The 16,582-nt window shown below is 68.8% G+C and carries 18 protein-coding genes and 1 tRNA gene; 11 read left to right on the forward strand and 8 right to left on the reverse strand.

What is annotated here, in order from left to right; genetic code table 11:
* Nucleotides 1–319: 319 nt before the first annotated feature.
* From AB3M83_RS00825 to AB3M83_RS00845, 5 genes are all read left to right on the forward strand, one after another.
* Nucleotides 320–889, forward strand: coding sequence for an alternate-type signal peptide domain-containing protein (locus AB3M83_RS00825; RefSeq protein WP_412944455.1), 570 nt, complete (start codon nt 320–322; stop codon nt 887–889).
* 72 nt (nt 890–961) lie between these two features.
* Nucleotides 962–1,543 (forward strand): hypothetical protein, encoded by a 582-nt coding sequence (locus AB3M83_RS00830; protein ID WP_412944457.1) that lies wholly within the window; start codon nt 962–964, stop codon nt 1,541–1,543.
* The gene (locus tag AB3M83_RS00835) at nt 1,540–2,469 is read left to right on the forward strand and encodes a hypothetical protein (RefSeq protein ID WP_412944458.1); all 930 of its coding nucleotides are present in this window, start codon (nt 1,540–1,542) and stop codon (nt 2,467–2,469) included. Before AB3M83_RS00830 ends, AB3M83_RS00835 begins: the two co-directional genes overlap by 4 nt.
* Complete coding sequence (locus AB3M83_RS00840; protein WP_412944459.1) at nt 2,466–3,101, forward strand: signal peptidase I; 636 nt, start codon at nt 2,466–2,468, stop codon at nt 3,099–3,101. Before AB3M83_RS00835 ends, AB3M83_RS00840 begins: the two co-directional genes overlap by 4 nt.
* Nucleotides 3,102–3,165: 64 nt before the next feature.
* Nucleotides 3,166–4,572, forward strand: a complete 1,407-nt coding sequence (locus AB3M83_RS00845; RefSeq protein WP_412944461.1) for an MFS transporter — start codon at nt 3,166–3,168, stop codon at nt 4,570–4,572.
* A gap of 65 nt (nt 4,573–4,637) precedes the next feature.
* On the opposite strand, the gene AB3M83_RS00850 is transcribed toward AB3M83_RS00845, so the two are convergent.
* From AB3M83_RS00850 to AB3M83_RS00860, 3 genes are all read right to left on the reverse strand, one after another.
* Complete coding sequence (locus AB3M83_RS00850; protein WP_412944463.1) at nt 4,638–5,273, reverse strand: NADPH-dependent F420 reductase; 636 nt, start codon at nt 5,271–5,273, stop codon at nt 4,638–4,640.
* Nucleotides 5,274–5,358: 85 nt separating this feature from the next.
* Nucleotides 5,359–7,032, reverse strand: a complete 1,674-nt coding sequence (locus AB3M83_RS00855; RefSeq protein ID WP_412944465.1) for a BCCT family transporter — start codon at nt 7,030–7,032, stop codon at nt 5,359–5,361.
* A gap of 88 nt (nt 7,033–7,120) precedes the next feature.
* Nucleotides 7,121–7,651: a MarR family winged helix-turn-helix transcriptional regulator gene (locus AB3M83_RS00860; RefSeq protein WP_412944466.1), complete on the reverse strand. Its 531-nt coding sequence runs from the start codon at nt 7,649–7,651 to the stop codon at nt 7,121–7,123.
* A 108-nt stretch (nt 7,652–7,759) separates the two neighbouring features.
* On the opposite strand from AB3M83_RS00860, the gene AB3M83_RS00865 reads away from it, so the two are divergent.
* Nucleotides 7,760–8,509, forward strand: coding sequence for a MarR family winged helix-turn-helix transcriptional regulator (locus AB3M83_RS00865; protein WP_412944467.1), 750 nt, complete (start codon nt 7,760–7,762; stop codon nt 8,507–8,509).
* Nucleotides 8,510–8,527: 18 nt separating this feature from the next.
* Here the strand turns inward: AB3M83_RS00865 and dcd are convergent, their stop codons facing one another.
* Entirely contained in the window at nt 8,528–9,133 is a 606-nt protein-coding gene (gene dcd, locus AB3M83_RS00870) for a dCTP deaminase (RefSeq protein WP_412944468.1), read from the reverse strand.
* A 78-nt stretch (nt 9,134–9,211) separates the two neighbouring features.
* Between dcd and AB3M83_RS00875 the strand changes: the two genes are divergently transcribed.
* A complete protein-coding gene (locus AB3M83_RS00875; protein WP_412944469.1) occupies nt 9,212–9,472 on the forward strand; it encodes a hypothetical protein in 261 nt (86 codons plus the stop codon).
* A gap of 34 nt (nt 9,473–9,506) precedes the next feature.
* On the opposite strand, the gene AB3M83_RS00880 is transcribed toward AB3M83_RS00875, so the two are convergent.
* Nucleotides 9,507–10,025 carry a GNAT family N-acetyltransferase gene (locus AB3M83_RS00880; RefSeq protein ID WP_412944470.1) on the reverse strand — a complete coding sequence of 173 codons (519 nt, stop codon included), beginning with the start codon at nt 10,023–10,025 and terminating at the stop codon, nt 9,507–9,509.
* A 187-nt stretch (nt 10,026–10,212) separates the two neighbouring features.
* Here AB3M83_RS00880 and AB3M83_RS00885 point away from each other — a divergent pair.
* Nucleotides 10,213–10,286: transfer RNA gene (locus tag AB3M83_RS00885), tRNA-Gly, on the forward strand.
* Between the two features lie 189 nt (nt 10,287–10,475).
* Here the strand turns inward: AB3M83_RS00885 and AB3M83_RS00890 are convergent.
* The gene (locus AB3M83_RS00890; RefSeq protein ID WP_412944471.1) at nt 10,476–10,772 is read right to left on the reverse strand and encodes a YrhK family protein; all 297 of its coding nucleotides are present in this window, start codon (nt 10,770–10,772) and stop codon (nt 10,476–10,478) included.
* 202 nt (nt 10,773–10,974) lie between these two features.
* Between AB3M83_RS00890 and AB3M83_RS00895 the strand changes: the two genes are divergently transcribed.
* Nucleotides 10,975–12,039: a VanZ family protein gene (locus AB3M83_RS00895; RefSeq protein ID WP_412944472.1), complete on the forward strand. Its 1,065-nt coding sequence runs from the start codon at nt 10,975–10,977 to the stop codon at nt 12,037–12,039.
* Nucleotides 12,040–12,319: 280 nt separating this feature from the next.
* Here the strand turns inward: AB3M83_RS00895 and AB3M83_RS00900 are convergent, their stop codons facing one another.
* On the reverse strand, nt 12,320–12,547 hold the full coding sequence (locus AB3M83_RS00900; RefSeq protein ID WP_412944473.1) for a hypothetical protein: 228 nt from the start codon (nt 12,545–12,547) through the stop codon (nt 12,320–12,322).
* Between the two features lie 433 nt (nt 12,548–12,980).
* On the opposite strand from AB3M83_RS00900, the gene AB3M83_RS00905 reads away from it, so the two are divergent.
* Nucleotides 12,981–14,441: an aminotransferase class I/II-fold pyridoxal phosphate-dependent enzyme gene (locus AB3M83_RS00905; protein ID WP_412944474.1), complete on the forward strand. Its 1,461-nt coding sequence runs from the start codon at nt 12,981–12,983 to the stop codon at nt 14,439–14,441.
* Nucleotides 14,442–14,481: 40 nt separating this feature from the next.
* Nucleotides 14,482–16,263 carry an N-acetylglutaminylglutamine amidotransferase gene (locus tag AB3M83_RS00910; RefSeq protein ID WP_412944475.1) on the forward strand — a complete coding sequence of 594 codons (1,782 nt, stop codon included), beginning with the start codon at nt 14,482–14,484 and terminating at the stop codon, nt 16,261–16,263.
* Nucleotides 16,264–16,355: 92 nt separating this feature from the next.
* Here AB3M83_RS00910 and AB3M83_RS00915 read toward each other — a convergent pair whose 3' ends face one another.
* Nucleotides 16,356–16,544, reverse strand: a complete 189-nt coding sequence (locus AB3M83_RS00915; protein ID WP_412944476.1) for an antitoxin — start codon at nt 16,542–16,544, stop codon at nt 16,356–16,358.
* Nucleotides 16,545–16,582: the final 38 nt, after the last annotated feature.

The following is a 16,582-nucleotide window of genomic DNA, read 5'->3' on the forward strand; positions in this document are numbered from 1 at the left end:
GAGCGACCCGATCAGGTGCCCGGAGCACCGAACCTGAGCCGCGATGACTCAAGGCTACGCGCGCGGTTTCGCGCTGTCAAACAAGTTGAGCCCGTACATATCAAGTTTGCAGGGTGGCGGGGTTGCGGATTCCTTGCGCTTGCGTTGAGGTTCCCGCGCGATCTTGCGACTTCGTTGGGGTCCCGCCCGCTGGTTCCTTGCGGCCGACCGCCAAGACTGATTCATGTCGCCGCATGGACTTGAAGGCCGCGGCAGACCTCCGACTCTCACCCCACGCACTCACCCGGACCACACCCCCGGGCCACGGAAGGAACACCCCATGAAGAAGTTCGTCAAGGCCTCCATCGCCACCGCAGCCGGCATCACCCTGCTCCTCGGCGGCGCGGGCACGTTCGCCACCTGGAACGCGAGCGCCGCCGAGGCGGGCGCCTCGGTCGTCGCCGGAAACCTCGTCGTCGAGAAGGCCGCCGCCGCCGGCGTCTGGAAGTCCGGGACCAAGACCATCGACATCAACGGCTACGCCATCGTGCCCGGCGAGACCCTCACCTACACGAAGCAGATGCGCGTCGTCGCCGAGGGCGACCAGCTCACCGCGAAGCTCTCGCTGGCCGGCGGCGCCATCGCCGCCGCCACCACGGCGACCGCGGACGAGAAGCTCGCCGGCTACCTGACCTCGAGCGCCGTGCTCACCGCCACGGGTGAGGGCATCGTCTCCACCGCCCCCAACACCTTCACCGTCGTCCCCGGCGCCGGCGCGATCGACCAGACCGTCACGGTCACCGTGTCGATCACCTTCCCGAAGGGCACGGACGGCTCGAACAACGACGCGAAGCTCGGCAAGGTCAGCCTGAGCGACATGAACGTCGCCCTCTCGCAGGTCACGGCCTGATCACCTCCGGGGCCGCCGACCCGAACCGCGGCCCCGGATCGCCCCCGCTCCGCCCAGCCTCGAGGAACCCGAATGAACCCGCCGCCCACCACCCGCCGCGCCGCCCGGCGCGCACGCCGCACCTCGCGTGCGACGCGGATGGTCCAGGGCGCCCTGGGGGCAGCCCTGGTGACGGTTCTCGGAATCCTCGGGGGCGGGGGCACCTTCGCTCTCTGGAACAGCTCCGCCGCCGCGGGCGCGCAGGCGACGATCACCGCCGGCACCGCCCAGCTCGCCCTCACCGGCCAGGCGCCCGCCGCGACCGGCCTCTACCCCGGTCGCACGGTGTACGCCGTGACGACCGTGAGCAACACCGGCTCCGTCCCGCTCGCCCTCAGCCTCACCGCGACCGGAGCAGCCACCGAGTTCACCCGCGCGCTCCTGATCACGGCCGCACCGACCACCTCGGCCGCGGACTGCACCGCCGGCCGGGTCACCGACTCGAGGTCCGCCGCCGTGGGGACGGCGGCGGACCTCGGACTGTCCCTCGCACCGGGCGCCACCCGGCAGCTCTGCCTCGGCGTGGGCCTCCCGGCCGACGCGCCGGCGTCGACCGCCGGCGCCGCCACCACCGCCCTCGCCTTCACTCTCTCCGGAACCCAGGTCGTCTCATGATCCGCCGCCGCCACCTCGGCTTCGTCGCCGCCCTCGTCACCCTCGCGGTGCTCGGCGGGTCGGGTGCGGCCGTCGCGACCTGGACCGCTTCGGCGTCGGCGACCGGGTCCGCCTCGTCCGCCACCGTCAAGGCCTCGCTCACGCAGGCCGGACTCACCCCCGCTGCCGCGCAGCAGTACGCGACCGGCACGGCGCCGCAGGTGCTCGGGTCGCTGACACTCAAGAACGAGGGCACCGCCCCGCTGTCGTACGCGCTCGCCCTCTCCGTCACCGGCGACGCGACCCTCGCGGCGAAGACGAGCCTGACGCTCTGGACCGCGGCGTCGTGCGGCTCGGCCATCGGCGCGGACGCGGTGAGGACGACCCTCGCCGACACCGCCCCCGCACTGCCCGCCGCCGCCCGGCAGCTCGCCGCCGGCAGCACCAAGGTCGTCTGCATCGCCACCCAGATCTCGGGCACCGACGGCACCACCACGAACGCCGCGCTGCAGGGTCGTCACCTGGAAGCGACCTTCACCGCGACCGGCACCGTCGGCGCGTGGGCGGCCGCCGCGCCCGCGGCTTCCTTCAGCCAGTCCGTGTACCGGCTCGCCGCGCCTGCCGGCACACTCGGCTGCACCGAGTCCAACCGCGCTGTGACGTTGACCTGGAACGCACCGGCCAACCGCCCGGCGGGGAAGGCCATCACCTACCGCCTCGTGAACACGGCGACCAAGGCGACGCTCAAGACGGTCACCTCGTCGTCGGCGACGGTATCGCAGGCGCTCCAGCCCGGGGACTTCTCCTCGAACGGCGCCTACGCGCTGACGATCGTCGCGTCCGAGGCCGATTTCGGCACCAGCGCCCCCGAGACCGCGTCCTTCACCATCACCCGCACCAGCCCCTTCGGCTGGGACTTCTTCCTCCAGCGTCTGGAATGCCCGTGAGCACCGCCACCCTCCCCGTCACCCTCGTGCTCGACAGCCGCCGCGCCGCACGCGAGACGCGGGCGCGCGCCGCGGACAAGAGCCTGCTCCACTACCTCGGCGTCGCGATCTCCGCCGCGTTCCTGACGCTGATGCTCGCCGTCGCGGTGCTGGTCGTCGGCCTGCCCGCCGTCCTCGGGGGCAGCGCGATGACGGTCCTCACCCAGTCCATGGAACCGGGTCTGCCTCCCGGCACCCTCGTCGTCGTCAAGCCGACTCCGGTGGACGAGATCAAGCTCGGCGACGTCATCACCTACCAGATCCGCTCCGGCGAGGCTGCCGTCGTCAGCCACCGCGTCATCGAGAAGACGTACGTCGACGGCGAGGTCACGTTCATCACGCAGGGCGACAACAACGACATGCCCGACGCCGAGGCGGTGCGCCCGATCCAGGTCCAGGGCACCATCTGGTACTCCCTCCCTCTGCTCGGCTGGGTGAACCTGCTCCTCACGGGACAGCACCGGGGGATCGTGCTCGCGGTCGTGGCCGGCGGCCTGTTCTTCTACGCCGCCTACTCGGTCGTCAGCTCGCTGCGCGACCGCGCCCGGGCACGCGCGTCCGAGACGGATGCCGCTGCCGGCCTCGCCGGATGAGGCATCCGCTGCCCGGCCCGGTGGCGTCCGAGCGCGGCGCCGCGGTCGCGATAGTGTGCGTCGCATGAGCACCTCTGTGGGCGGGACACCCGACGTTCCCGCCACGGCCGACAGCGCCGCCCTGCCCGTGATGTTCCAGGATTCCGAGGAGCGACCGGTCCCGCGGAAGCAGATCCGGTCCTGGGCGATGTGGGACTGGGCGACGCAGCCGTTCAACTCCGTCATCCTGACGTTCGTCTTCGTCTCGCTCTACCTCGTCTCCGACACCTTCCTCCCCGCCGACGTCGCCGCCCTCGCCGACGACGACCCGGTCAAGCAGGCGGCGCTCGCCGAGCTCACCAGTGGATACGGCGCGGTCACCACCGTCGCCGGCATCGTCATCCTGCTGCTGGCGCCGATCCTCGGCCAGGTCGCCGATCGCAAGGGGCGCAAGAAGCAGTGGCTCCTCATCGCCACGATCCTGCTCGCCCTCGTGCAGTTCGCGCTCTTCTTCGTGCACGCCGAGCCGGCTTACTTCTGGCTCGGCGCGGTCCTCGTCGCCGCCGGTGCGGTGGTGTCCGAGATCGCCGGCGTCAACTACAACGCGCTGCTGGTCAGCGTGTCGACGCCGCGGACCGTCGGCAAGGTCTCGGGCCTCGGGTGGGGGCTGGGATACATCGGCGGCATCCTCGCGCTGGTCATCGTCGTGGTGCTGACCTTCGCCGACTGGTTCGGCATGGACACGTCCGACGGGCTCGCCTACCGGCTGATCGCCGTCGGCTGCGCGGCATGGACCCTGCTGTTCGCGATCCCGCTGTTCCGGAACGTCCCCGAGCCGCCCGCGCCCGCCGGCGTGCAGCCGCTGGGATTCCTCGCCTGGTTCCGCGAGTTCTTCGGCTCGATCCGCACCCTCTTCCGCTCGCACCGGTCCACCGCGTGGTTCCTGCTCGCGAGCGCCGTCTACCGCGACGGCCTGAGCGGCGTGTTCGCCTTCGGCGGCGTCCTCGCCGCCGTGTCGTTCGGCTTCTCCCCCAACGAGGTGATGATCTTCGGCATCGTCGCGAATCTCGTCGCGGGGGTCTCGACGATCGTGGGCGGGCGGATGGACGACCGGTTCGGCGCCCGCACCGTGATCGTGACGGCGCTCTCGGGACTCGTCGTCGTCGCGCTCGCGGTCTTCCTCCTCCACGATGCCGGCAAGCTGCCGTTCTGGATCTTCGGCCTCGTGCTGTGCGCCTTCGTCGGCCCGGCGCAGGCGTCGACGCGTTCGCTTCTCGCCCGCGTCACCCCGCGCGAGATGCAGGGAGAGGTGTTCGGCCTCTACGCCACCACCGGTCGTGTCGTCGGCTTCCTCACGCCGGCACTGTGGACGTTCTTCATCGTGACGTTCGGAGCCACCTACTGGGGCATCCTCGGCATCGCGATCGTCCTGGTCCTCGGGCTCGTCCTGCTGCTGTTCGTGAAGCTCCCCGCGCAGCCGCGCACCGCCTGAGGCACGCGGCATCCGCTGCTCGATCATCCCGAGAGCGGATGCCGCGGCACAGGCGGCTGCCGGGGTCAGCGCTCGGCGCGGGCGAGGTTCTCGCGCAGCTCGTCGGCGTTCTGCCGGACGACGTACGCGGGCTGATCGCGCTCGACGCGCCAGCTGTCGGCGAGGGGGCCGATGTTGACGGTGTCGAAGCCGAAGGCGTCGTACACGGCGGTGATGAGCGCGACGCCCTCGTCCGAGTCGCTCGCCGTGGCGAGCGCACGGCGGTCCTCAGCGCCGGCGGGGGCACCGTCGGTCAGGATCTGCGACCACAGGATGTGGTTGAAGCCCTTGACGACGGTCGACGACGGCAGTCGCTCCTGCAGCATCTCCGATGTGGTCGTGCGCTTCTCGTCCAGGGCCTCGATGCGCCCGTCGCGCTCCCAGTAGTAGTTGTTCGTGTCGACGACGATCTTGCCGGCGAGCTCCTGGGCCGGCAGCGCGTCGATGGCCGTCAGCGGAACGGTCACGATCACCCATTCCCCGAAGGCGGCGGCGTCGGCGGCCGTGACGGCCCGGGCCGACGGGCCGAGCTCTCCGATGAGGTCTGCGAGCGTCTCAGGTCCGCGTGAGTTGGCGATCGCGACTTCGTTCCCCTGCGAGACGAGCCCGCGCGCGAGGGTCGAACCGATGTGTCCCGCTCCGATGATTCCAATTCGTGTCATGCCGAGAGCAAACGTGTCGCGCCCGCGGGAATTCCCGGCATCCATTGCCCCTCATCGAACGGATGCCGGGACCCGCGGGACCGGATCACTCCACCGGATCTCGCCGCCGCACCCACGGGAAGCGCACACCGCGCTCGTTCTCGGATTCGACCTCGAGGCCGTAGTGCTCGCCGATGTGCGCCAGCAGCTGGGCGCGCTCGACCTTCGCGTAGGCGCGGCGTTCTCGCTGGAACGCGACCACGATGGACCAGCACATGAGCAGCATCACGATGCTGAACGGCAGCGCGATGAGGATCGCGGCCGTCTGCAGTGCTTCGAGTCCGCCGGCGATGAGGAGGGCGATGGCGAGCAGCGCGGTGATGAGCGTGAACAGGGTCCGCACCGGCTTGCTCGGCTCGGGGTTGCCGCCCGACGCGATCATGCCCATCACGAGCGCACCCGAATCCGCCGAGGTGACGAAGAAGAGGGCGATGAGGATGAGCGCGCCGAAGGTGAGGAGCAGGGAGCCCGGCAGCTGGGCGAACAGCCCGAAGAGAGCGCCCTCCACGTTGACGGAGCCGTCGGCCTCGGTCATCGAGCCCGGTCGCTCGATCTCGTGGGCGATCGCGGATCCGCCGAGGACGGCGAACCAGAGGACGCCGACGAGGGTCGGGACGAGCAGCACGCCCATCACGAACTCGCGGACCGTGCGGCCGCGACTGACGCGGGCGATGAAGATGCCGACGAACGGCGCCCACGAGATCCACCAGCCCCAGTAGAACGAGGTCCACGTGCCCTGCCAGGCCTGACCTTCGGCGCCCTGGAAGGCGCTGACGCTGAAGCTCAGGCCGATGAAGTTCTGCAGGTAGGCCCCGAGCGACTGCACGAACTCGCGGAGCAGGTAGAAGGCGTCCCCGGTGAAGAGGACGAACAGCAGCAGCAGGCCGGCGATGACGAGGTTCGTCGAGGAGAGCCACTTCATTCCGCGGGTGACCCCCGACAGGACCGAGAACAGGACGCCCGTCGTGATCACGGCGATGATGACGACCTGCGCGAGCAGCCCGGGGTCGCTGATGATCCCGGCGGCGTCGAGGCCGGAGCTGATCTGGAGGACGCCCAGCCCGAGGCTCGTCGCGACGCCGAAGAGGGTGCCGACGAGCGCGACCGCGTCGATCGCGTTCCCCCACCCGCCGCGCACACGACGACCCAGCACGGGCTCGAGCGCCCAGCGGATCGAGAGCGGACGGCCGCGGCGGTGGATGGCGTAGGCGAGGGCGATGCCCACGACCACGTAGACCGCCCAGGCCTGCACTCCCCAGTGGAGGTACGTCTGGGTGAGCGCCGACTGTGCGAGCTGCGCGGGCGTCCCCTCCACGCCCGGTTTCGGGCTGACGAAGTGGCTGAGCGGCTCACTGACGCCGTAGAAGACGAGTCCGATCCCCATACCGGCCGCGAACAGCAGCGAGAACCAGGCGCCGGTCGAGAACTCCGGGGTGTCGTCGTCATGACCCAGGCGGATGTCGCCGAAGCGGCTGAACCCGAGGAAGAGGCAGAACCCGACGAAGAAGGCGGTGATGAGGACGTAGTACCAGCTGAAGCTGTCGACGACGGCGCCCTGGATCGTGCCGAAGAACGTCTCGGCCTGCGTGGGGAAGGTGATCGCGAAGGCGCTGAAGACGACCGCCACGAGGGCTGCCGGGCCGATGACCCACCGGCTGGCTTTCGCGGTCGTGGCGGCGGGTGACGACCCGGTCTCAGGTGCAGGGGAGCTGTCCGTCATGCGGCCAGGGTAGCCCTGGCCGGGGGAATCCGAAGGGTGCTTGCACGCGGACGGACGGATGCCGTAGGCCCACGTGATCGCCTCGCCGTCAGGCCTGCGGCCAGGCCGCGGCGAGCTTGCCCAGCAGCCGCACGAGCTCGGAGCGCTCCTCGGGGCTGAAGTCGGCGAGGGCCGACCGGAGCCGCTCCCGCCGTTCGCCGCGGAAGTCGCCGACGTGCTTCCGGCCTTCCGAGGTGAGTGCGATGCGCGTCCGGCGAGCGTCGGCCGGGTCGGCCTCCCGCGCCGCCAAGCCCATCGCCACCGCCTGCTGGACGAGGCGCGAGGCGCGAGGCTGATCGACCCCGATCGCCTCTGCAAGTTCGCCGACGCTCAGCGCCGTCTCGGACGCGGCCAGCACGTCGAGCAGCCGCATGCGCGCGGGGGCGCCGCCGAGGCGCGCATGGGGCCCGAACGGATTGCCGTGATCTCCGCGCATCCACGGCGGCCCGCCGTGGTCTCCGCGCGGACCGCCCCGGTGCCCGTGGGAGTGCGAGCCCTCCCCGCCCGGCCGCGGACCGCGGCCCCGCACACGGGAGAGCGCGACGAGCAGTGCATCGAGGTCGGCATCCGGTTCGGTCACACCCTCACGATACATGCGAGTTGACATGTAATCCGATTGCATGTCATCATGCATTTATATGTACAACGACAATCATCAGGCGGCGGCATCCGCCCGGAAGGACATCCCATGAACACCTCATCGAACATCTCCACCCCTCTCCCCCTCGCGTTCCGGCTTCGCCTCGTCGACCGGCTGATCGCCCGGGAGCTCGACGCGGCGTTCGCCGCCGAGGGCGTCGGGCGCCGCGAATGGCGCGCGCTCAGCATCGTGGCGGGCGCCTCACCCGTGCCCGCCGGTCCGCGAGGACGCGGCGGGCGTGGCTTCCGCGCGCTCGCCGAGCGCGGCTGGATCGAGCGCGGTGACGACGGTGGCGTGACCCTCACCGACGACGGCGCCGCCGCGAAAGAGCGGCTGGACGCGCTGGCGGAGGGAGTGCACGACCGCGCGACGGGCGCGATCCCCGCGGACGACTTCGACACCCTCCTGCGCTCACTTGACGCGATCGCGCGGGAGCTCGGCTGGGACGAGTCCCAGCCGATGCCGGCCCGCCCGGGTCGCGGCGGCGGTCGTCGCGGTGGGCGCGGCCACCACGACGGACACAGGCACGGGCACGGCTTCGGCGGGCACGGACACGGGCACGGCTTCGGCGGGCACGGACACGGGCACGGCTTCGGCGGGCACGGACACGGGCACGGACACGGGCACGGCTTCGGCGGACAGGGGCACGACGGCCGCGGGTTCGGTCCGCGGTTCGGCGAGCACCACGGGACGCACGGGCGGCCGGGTCGGCGTGGCGGCGTCGAGGCACATCCGGCGGTGGCGGAGGCTTTCGAGCGCGGGTTCGTCCGCGGCTACGAGCAGGCGCAGCGCGACTGACCTCGCCGGGTCAGCGGCTCAATTCCCGCGCGCGCCGGCGTCGGAGGTTCCGACGTCGGTGCGGTGGAAGTTCTGGAACGAGCGGGATGCCGTCGGCCCTCGCTGCCCCTGGTAGCGGTTGGCGTACGCGCCGCTGCCGTAGGGGCTCTCGGCCGGAGAGGTCAGCCGGAAGAAGCAGAACTGGCCGATCTTCATGCCCGGCCACAGTTTGATCGGCAGCGTCGCGACGTTGGCGAGCTCGAGGGTGACGTGCCCGGAGAAGCCGGGGTCGATGAAGCCGGCGGTCGAGTGGGTGATGAGGCCGAGGCGGCCGAGCGAGCTCTTCCCCTCGAGGCGGGCGGCGACGTCGTCGGGCAGCGTCACCTGCTCGAATGTCGCACCGAGCGCGAACTCGCCCGGGTGCAGGATGAACGGCTCGTCCGGGGCGACCTCGATGAGGCGCGTCAGCTCGGGCTGGTCCTCGGACGGGTCGATGAACGGGTACTTGTGGTTGTCGAACAGCCGGAAGTAGCGGTCGAGCCGCACGTCGACGCTCGAGGGCTGGACCATCGCGGCATCCCACGGGTCGAGGCCGATCCGGCCGGCGTCGATCTCGAGTCGGATATCGCGGTCGCTGAGCAGCACGGGACCAGCGTAGTGCCCGGGTGACGACGCCGCCCGTCGTGTCGACGCGCCGATGGCGTCCACCGCTAGGGTGCCCGAATGGACACTTATTCTGGGGCTGCCGCGGGGTTCGGCATCGGCTTCTTCATCCTCGTGACGGTCATCTACCTGGCTGTTCTCGGCCTGATGATCTGGATCAGCTACCTGCTCATGCGGACCGCCGTGAAGAACGGCGTCATCCAGGCACTGCGCGAGACGGGGCAGAACCTCCCGCCGGGGTACCGGCCGCCGCCTTCGGGCTATTCCGGACCCGGCTTCCCGCCCGGCGGAACGACCCCGCCTCCCGGTTCCAGCTTCTGACCGAGGGTGCGGCCGCTGCGCGCTGACGCGGCGGTCATCGGCGGCGTCCGTCGCGCCGGTAGAGCACGTCGGGCTCGGCCTCTTCGTTGTCGCCGTCCGTCTCCCGTACGGGGCTGAACCCGTGGCGTTCGTAGAACGCACGCGCTCGGCTGTTGCGTTGGAACGTCCACAGCTGAAGGGATCCGGGAGCAGTTCGCAGGTGCTCCAGGAGCAGCGCAGAGCCCACTCCCCTGCCCTGTGCGGTGGGTGCGACGTAGAGCTGCTCCACCCAGCCAGGCCTCGTCGCGATGAAGCCGACGATCCTGTCGTCGAGCTGCGCGACGCGGACTTCGCTGCGCGGCATGAGCACCTCGGCGACCCAGACGACGTCTTCGTCGAGGGTGTGCACGACCTTGAGCCATGGCATCGCTTCGGCTTTGGCCTGACGGATCAGCCGGGCGATGGCGGCGGCGTCGGCTTCCCGCGCCTGTCGGAGGACGAGCTGGTCCAGCGAGCCGCTTGACGGGTCAGGAGGGGCGTTCGGGCGCGGGAACGGCTCCGGGTGATCAGCCATGCGAGATGCTTGCACGTGACGTGATGCTGCCGCTATCGCGGTCGAGCGGAGGGCACGATCGCGGGGGTCGGATCTCCACTGCCGCTCGCGACCGGTACAGTGGTCGGTGCGGTCGGGTTGCACGATCGACCGCAGGTGCACCGACAGGCGCATCAGCCAGGCCCGGCGCCGCAAGAATCCGGGCCTCGGGGCTGTAGTTCAATGGCAGAACTTCTGCTTCCCAAGCAGACAGCGCGGGTTCGATTCCCGTCAGCCCCTCCACGAATTCCACGGAGTCACGCTCCACTCACAGCGTGAACGGCAGCCACAACTCGACGTATCCGGCTGCCAGCGCCAAGATGGCGGCGATCACCGTGACGACGACCGCCCGCATCCAAACTCTTCGGATCCTCCGACGGACGAACGAAGGGCGGCGGGTGTAGCGGGCCGGCCCATGGCCAAACGCCCCGATCAGAATCCTCCGCCGGCGTCGCGGGGGGCGTCGCCCGCGAAGCGACGCAGGTGAACGTGTCGGGCGAGACGGATCAAGGGTCGGATCAGCAGCTGTACGCTCCCCAGCAGGAACAGCCAGGTCCCAGCCGTCGTCGTGGACTCAGAGAAGAACAGGATGCTTCCGGCGATGAACCAGCCGGCGACCATGACGTCGTTGAGGATGCTCGCGACTTCGTACTTGCGACGGATGACGAGCTCGTCGGGACCGATCGGGATGCGGATCGTCCGATCGTCCGAGGAGCTGCGCGCGGCCATCGAACCATGCAATCACAGCCGTGACACGTGAACCGCGGAAACGGGGTGGAATCGACTGCACCTCTGCGTCGCAGAGAAAGCGCCGCCGGGCCGTGAACCTCCCGGGTACCCAAACGTCGAGGGGGCGGCGCCTGCGGTACCAGCGGACACCGACATCGAGCTTGGCACGCGTGACGCTGATATCGCGCCCTACACTCGCGGTGTGGAACAGGTCACGCTCGGCGTCATCGCCGTCGTCCTCGGGGTCGCAGTCGGGTTCGTGTTGTTCATCCCCTTCGTCGCGATCAGCTACCGGCGAAGAGGACGGCTCTCATTCGGCCGCATCGCCATGTGGGCAGCGTTCCTCGTCTACTTCTGGGCGATCTGGACCTACACGCTGTTGCCGTTGCCCGAGCCGGGCACGTTGCAGTGCGTCGGGACGAACCTGAACCCGTTCGAGTTCATCGATGACATCCGCGGCGCCATCGCCCGACCCGGCAACACCTTCACCGACTTCGCGATTCTGCAGCTCGCCCTCAACGTCCTGCTGTTCCTGCCGCTCGGCTTCTTCCTCCGCGTCCTCGGCGGCCGCGGCATCCTGACAGCCCTTCTCATCGGCCTGGGACTTTCGGCGCTCGTCGAGACGACTCAGCTCACCGGCGTGTGGGGCCTCTACCCCTGCGCGTACCGGGTGTTCGACGTGGACGACATGCTCACCAACACTCTCGGCGCGGTGATCGGATCGCTCGCGGGTCTCGCAGTTCCCGCCCACCACCGAGGCCTATCTCTCGGAGCCTCCACAAGTGCGCCGGCGCAGGTGACACGCGGGCGCCGCGTGATCGCGATGCTGTGCGACTGGCTGGGCGCGACGATCGTCACGGCATCGGTCGGAATCTCGGTGCAGTTCTGGCTCGAATACGTCGTGGCGGATCACGACGCTGTGCTCGACGGGCGGATCGCCTCATTCGCCGGAACGTGGGCGCCGATCATGGTCTGGCTGGTCCTGGTGCTGGCGACGGGACGCACCGTCGGCGACATCGCCGTCGACCTGCGCTACCGAGGTGGGAACATGCCCGTGGTCATCGCCCGCCTGCTTCGGTACGGGGGCGGCATCGGTGGCTACCTCCTCGTCGGTCTGCTTCCCGTCGTGAGCGGTCTCGCCATGTTCCTCTTCTGCCTGACCAGCATCGTGCTCGTCTTCATCACGGCGCAGGGCCGCGGGCTTCCCGGAATCCTTTCCGACCAAGAGGTCACCGACGCCCGTGCGGATGCGCACACCGCTATCTGACGTGAATGGGACAGTAATCGGATCGCTGCTTGCGCCCTGACGCTCTGAGCCGGAGCGGCAGGATCCTCTTGCGGCCGCTCCCCCAGAGTCGCCGCAAGAGGATCCACCCGTCCCATGGCATCCGCGATCGGCGTTGACCGGTTCGTCCGTGGCGGGGCTCCGTGTGCAGCAGGGTCCGGGCCGCCTAGCCGGAGGATCTCACGTAATCGAACGAACCGGTAGAGGAAGCGTGGAGACGCCCGAAGATCGAAGCGCGATTCAGGCGCCCGTCCGATTCGCGTCAATCACTGACGCACGAGAGGGCTTCCATCAGCCGCTCAGCTGCACGCTGAGCCTCGACCCGGTCCTCGTAGGGGCCATCGCCGGGCAGGCCCGTGAAGATGTCAAGGTCGAAGTCGTGAACGATGTAGTACGCCATCGAAGCGCCGATCTCCCGCAGGATGACCCGAACGCCGTCCATCACGGAACCCGGCACAGGGTGGACCATCGCCGGGTCGAGGGTGCTCATCGGCTCGCCCATCCTGAGAACCCGTCACCGCCTGATCGACGGAAGTCGTCCGCACGGCGCGCATCGGCGAGCGTCGCCGTCCAGGTGGATCTGCGAGGCCTGCGGCGCCGGAGACTCCCTCGGAGTCCGGCCATCCACTGGTGGATCATCGCCATCACGACGGTCGGTGTCTTCACTGCATCCATCGGGCGACTCTTTCTCTGAGGGTTGGGGCACTCAGAGTGGGGATCCCTGGAAAATTAGACGCGGGGCTTGACATCCGGCAGACGTGCGTTCTCCACGTGATGCGTGGGAAAGGACCCACAGCTCGGCCGAGCTGCGGGCAGTGAACCTGGTTCGCCAGCGCCTTCGACCCGCTCGTTTCGTCCGCAACTGCTAGACGCCGGCTGTCAAGGGGGCTGTGATGCCCATACCTCGTGGGCACGGTGCGGGAATGGATCAGAGTCGCGCCCCCATCTTGGAAGCCCTCGCGGAACATCGCCGACTGGGCCGCTACGGATTCACTCCCCCTGGCCACCGACAGGGACGCGGGGTGGATCGAGAGACCCTCGACGTTCTGGGGGCGGACGCGTTCCGCAATGACCTGGTCGCCGCTTCGGGGCTCGACGACCGCTCCTCGTCTGGCGGCATCCTTCAAGAAGCTGAGGATCTCATGGCTGACGCGGTCGGAGCCGGAAAGGCTTTCTTCTCGACCTGCGGGAGTTCGCTGTCCGTCAAAGCTGCGATGCTCGCGGTCACCCGCGGGCGGGGCGAGATCCTTATCGGCCGGGACTCGCACAAGTCGGTGACGGCGGGCCTGGTCCTTTCCGGACTTCAGCCCCGCTGGATCACCCCACGGTGGGATCCCGACCTGCACTTGGCTCATCCGCCGTCGCCCGAGGAGGTGGAGCGGATGTGGGAACGGTATCCCGACGCGAGCGCCGCGCTCATCGTCAGTCCCACGCCTTACGGGAGCTGCGCCGACCTCACAGGAATCGCCGAGGTGTGTCACCGACACGACAAGCCGCTCATCGTGGATGAGGCGTGGGGTGCGCACCTGCCGTTCCATGATGACCTGCCGACGTGGGCGATGGACGCCGGCGCCGATGTCTGTGTCGTGAGCGTCCACAAGATGGGACTCGGTTTCGAGCAAGGATCCGTATACCACCTGCAGGGGTCCCTCGTGGACCCCATCCGGCTCAAACAATGTGCCGACGTGCTCGCCACGACGAGTTCGTCGGTGCCGATCTATGCCGGCATGGATGCCTGGCGGCGGCAGATGGTGCGAAACGGGAAGGCGTCCCTACAACGAACGTTGGGTCTGGCACGCCATGTGCGTACGGCTGTCGAAGAAGTGATCGGCATCCACGTACTCGAGGACGAGTTCCTGCACGAGGAAGCATCCCACGACCTGGACCCCCTTCATATCGTCATGGACGTCCGACAACTGGGCATCAGCGGCTACCAGGCCGCGGACTGGCTTCGGACGGAGCGACGCATCGACGTCGGCCTGAACGATCACCGCCGCATTGAGGCGACCCTGTCCATCGCGGACGACGAGGTGACAACCTCCCGGCTCCTGGCAGCGCTCGGAGACCTCCATGATGCAGCGGCAGAACTGCCGCGCCCTCCCGACGTCGTGCTCCCTAGCCCCGGAGACCTCGAGTTGCAGACGGTGATGCTTCCCCGGGACGCATTCTTCGGTCCCGTCGAAGTCGTGCCGTCCGCTGAGGCGGTCGACCGCGTCTGCGCGGAACAGCTCACACCGTACCCTCCCGGCATCCCAGCCGTTCTCCCGGGGGAACGAATCAACGCGGCCGTCATCGACTATCTGCGTTCTGGCGTCGCCGCGGGCATGGTGCTCCCCGACCCGGCGGACCCTTCGGTCGAAACGATCCGTGTGGTGCGCGAGTAAGCCGCGATTCGGCGACGACTCGCGAATGAGGAGGACGGTCGTGTGCGGCATAGCGGGCGAGATCAGGTTCGCTGGATCTGCGGTCGACGAGTCCGCCGTTCGGCGGATGACGGTGACGATGGCGGCCCGCGGCCCCGACGGCGAGGGTCTTTGGCGCAACGCCTGGTCGGCGCTCGGTCATCGACGACTCAGCATCATCGACCTGAGCGAGGCCGGCGCCCAGCCGATGGTGGACCATCAACAGGGCCTCGCCCTGGTTTTCAACGGCTGCGTCTACAACCACGAAGACCTTCGCACAGAGCTTGGCGCTGTCCGTCGCTTCACTTCGTCAAGCGACACGGAGGTCGTGCTTGCCGCCTACCAGAAATGGGGACTGGACTTCGTCCAGCACCTGGTGGGCATGTTCGCGATCGCCATCGTTGACGACCGCCGTGGTCGTGTCGTCCTGGCGCGGGATCGGCTCGGCATCAAACCGCTCTACGTCTCCCACAGCCTCACACGACTGCGATTTGCATCCACGCTCCCCGCGCTTCTCGCGGGGGGAGGCGTCGACACATCCCTCGACCCGGTAGCTCTCCATCATTATTTCAGTTGGCACTCGATCGTTCCTGCACCGCGCACCGTGCTCGCAGGGGTGAGCAAACTGCCGCCGGCAACTGTCCGGGTTATCACCCGCGCGGGTGCCATCAGGGACCAGACGTACTGGCAACCTCGGTACACCCGCCACGATGAAGCTGCCGGGTGGTCCGAGGAAGATTGGCTGCGGGCGCTGCGGACGTCCCTGACGACGGCGGTGAGGCGACGGCTCGTCTCGGACGTCCCGGTGGGCGTGCTTCTATCCGGCGGTCTGGACTCGAGTCTCATTGTGGCTCTGCTCGCGGAGGCTGGCCGAGATCGCATTCCGACCTTCAGCATCGGGTTCGACGATGGGGCGGGAAGCGCGGGAGATGAGTTCGACTACTCCGATGCGGTTGCCGGCCGGTTCGGCACGCAACACCACCGGCTTCATGTGAAGAACGCAGATCTGGCGACCGTGCTTCGAGACGCTGTCGATGCCATGACCGAACCCATGGGGACGCAGGACGTGCCGGCTTTCTACCTTCTCTCCCGGGCGGTATCGGACCACGTCAAGGTCGTGCAGAGCGGCCAAGGCGCGGACGAGGTGTTCGGCGGGTACAAGTATCACCAGTCAGCCACCGGCGATCGGCGTGACGTCGTCGACGGCTTCATCTCGGCTTTCAATGACCGCGACTCGTCTCAGATCGGAGAGGTACTTCAACCCCGCTGGCTCTGCAGCTCTGATCCCAGCCGCGAGCTGCTTCACACGAATCTGACCGCAGGCGGCGCCGACACCCCCATGGATGCGGTTCTTCGGCTCGACACGCATCTTCTGATGCCCGACGACCCCGTGAAGCGTGTGGACAGCATGACGATGGCTTTCGGCCTCGAGGCGCGGGTTCCCTTCCTCGACCAGGACCTCGTGGCGCTCGCCGCGCGATGCCCGCCGGAGTTGAAGTTCCGGGACGGCGGAAAGGGAGTCCTCAAGAAGCTCGGGAGGCGATTGCTGCCGCGAGAGATCGTGGACCGTCCAAAGGGTTACTTCCCCGTCCCCGCGCTGCGACACCTGAGTGGACCGGTGATGGACCTGGTAACCGAGACGCTGACCTCGCCTGAGAGCCGCCGCCGGGGACTTTATCGAAGCGACTACGTCGACGCGCTACTGCGGGAGCCCAACGGCCATTTCACGTCGGTGAACGGCAACATGCTCTGGGAGCTCGCGGTCTTGGAGCTCTGGCTACAACGCCATGGAGTGTCCGACTGACAGCGTGGCGACACGACGACGCGACGACGGCGAAAGGCGCCTCGAGGATCTCGGGGCGCCTTTCGTCTCGTCGCGAGAAGACGTGGCCGCGGTCAGCCCTGATCGCCGATCTTCGAATCGGCCGCGCCTTCGCCGGCGTCGATCTTGTCGTCGAACTTGCCGCCGGAGGCGGAGCTCGCCGCGTCACCGGCCTTGCCGATCCCGGCGTCGGTCGCCTGCTCGCCCTTCTCGCTGTTCGCGGCGTCCTTCGCCTTGTCGCCGAGGTTTCCGAGGTCTGGCATCGCACCCTTCCTTCCTGTCCCGTCCGATACGGGAACGG

Origin of the sequence: Microbacterium pasadenense (assembly GCF_047246565.1) — a bacterium.
Lineage (GTDB): Bacteria > Actinomycetota > Actinomycetes > Actinomycetales > Microbacteriaceae > Microbacterium.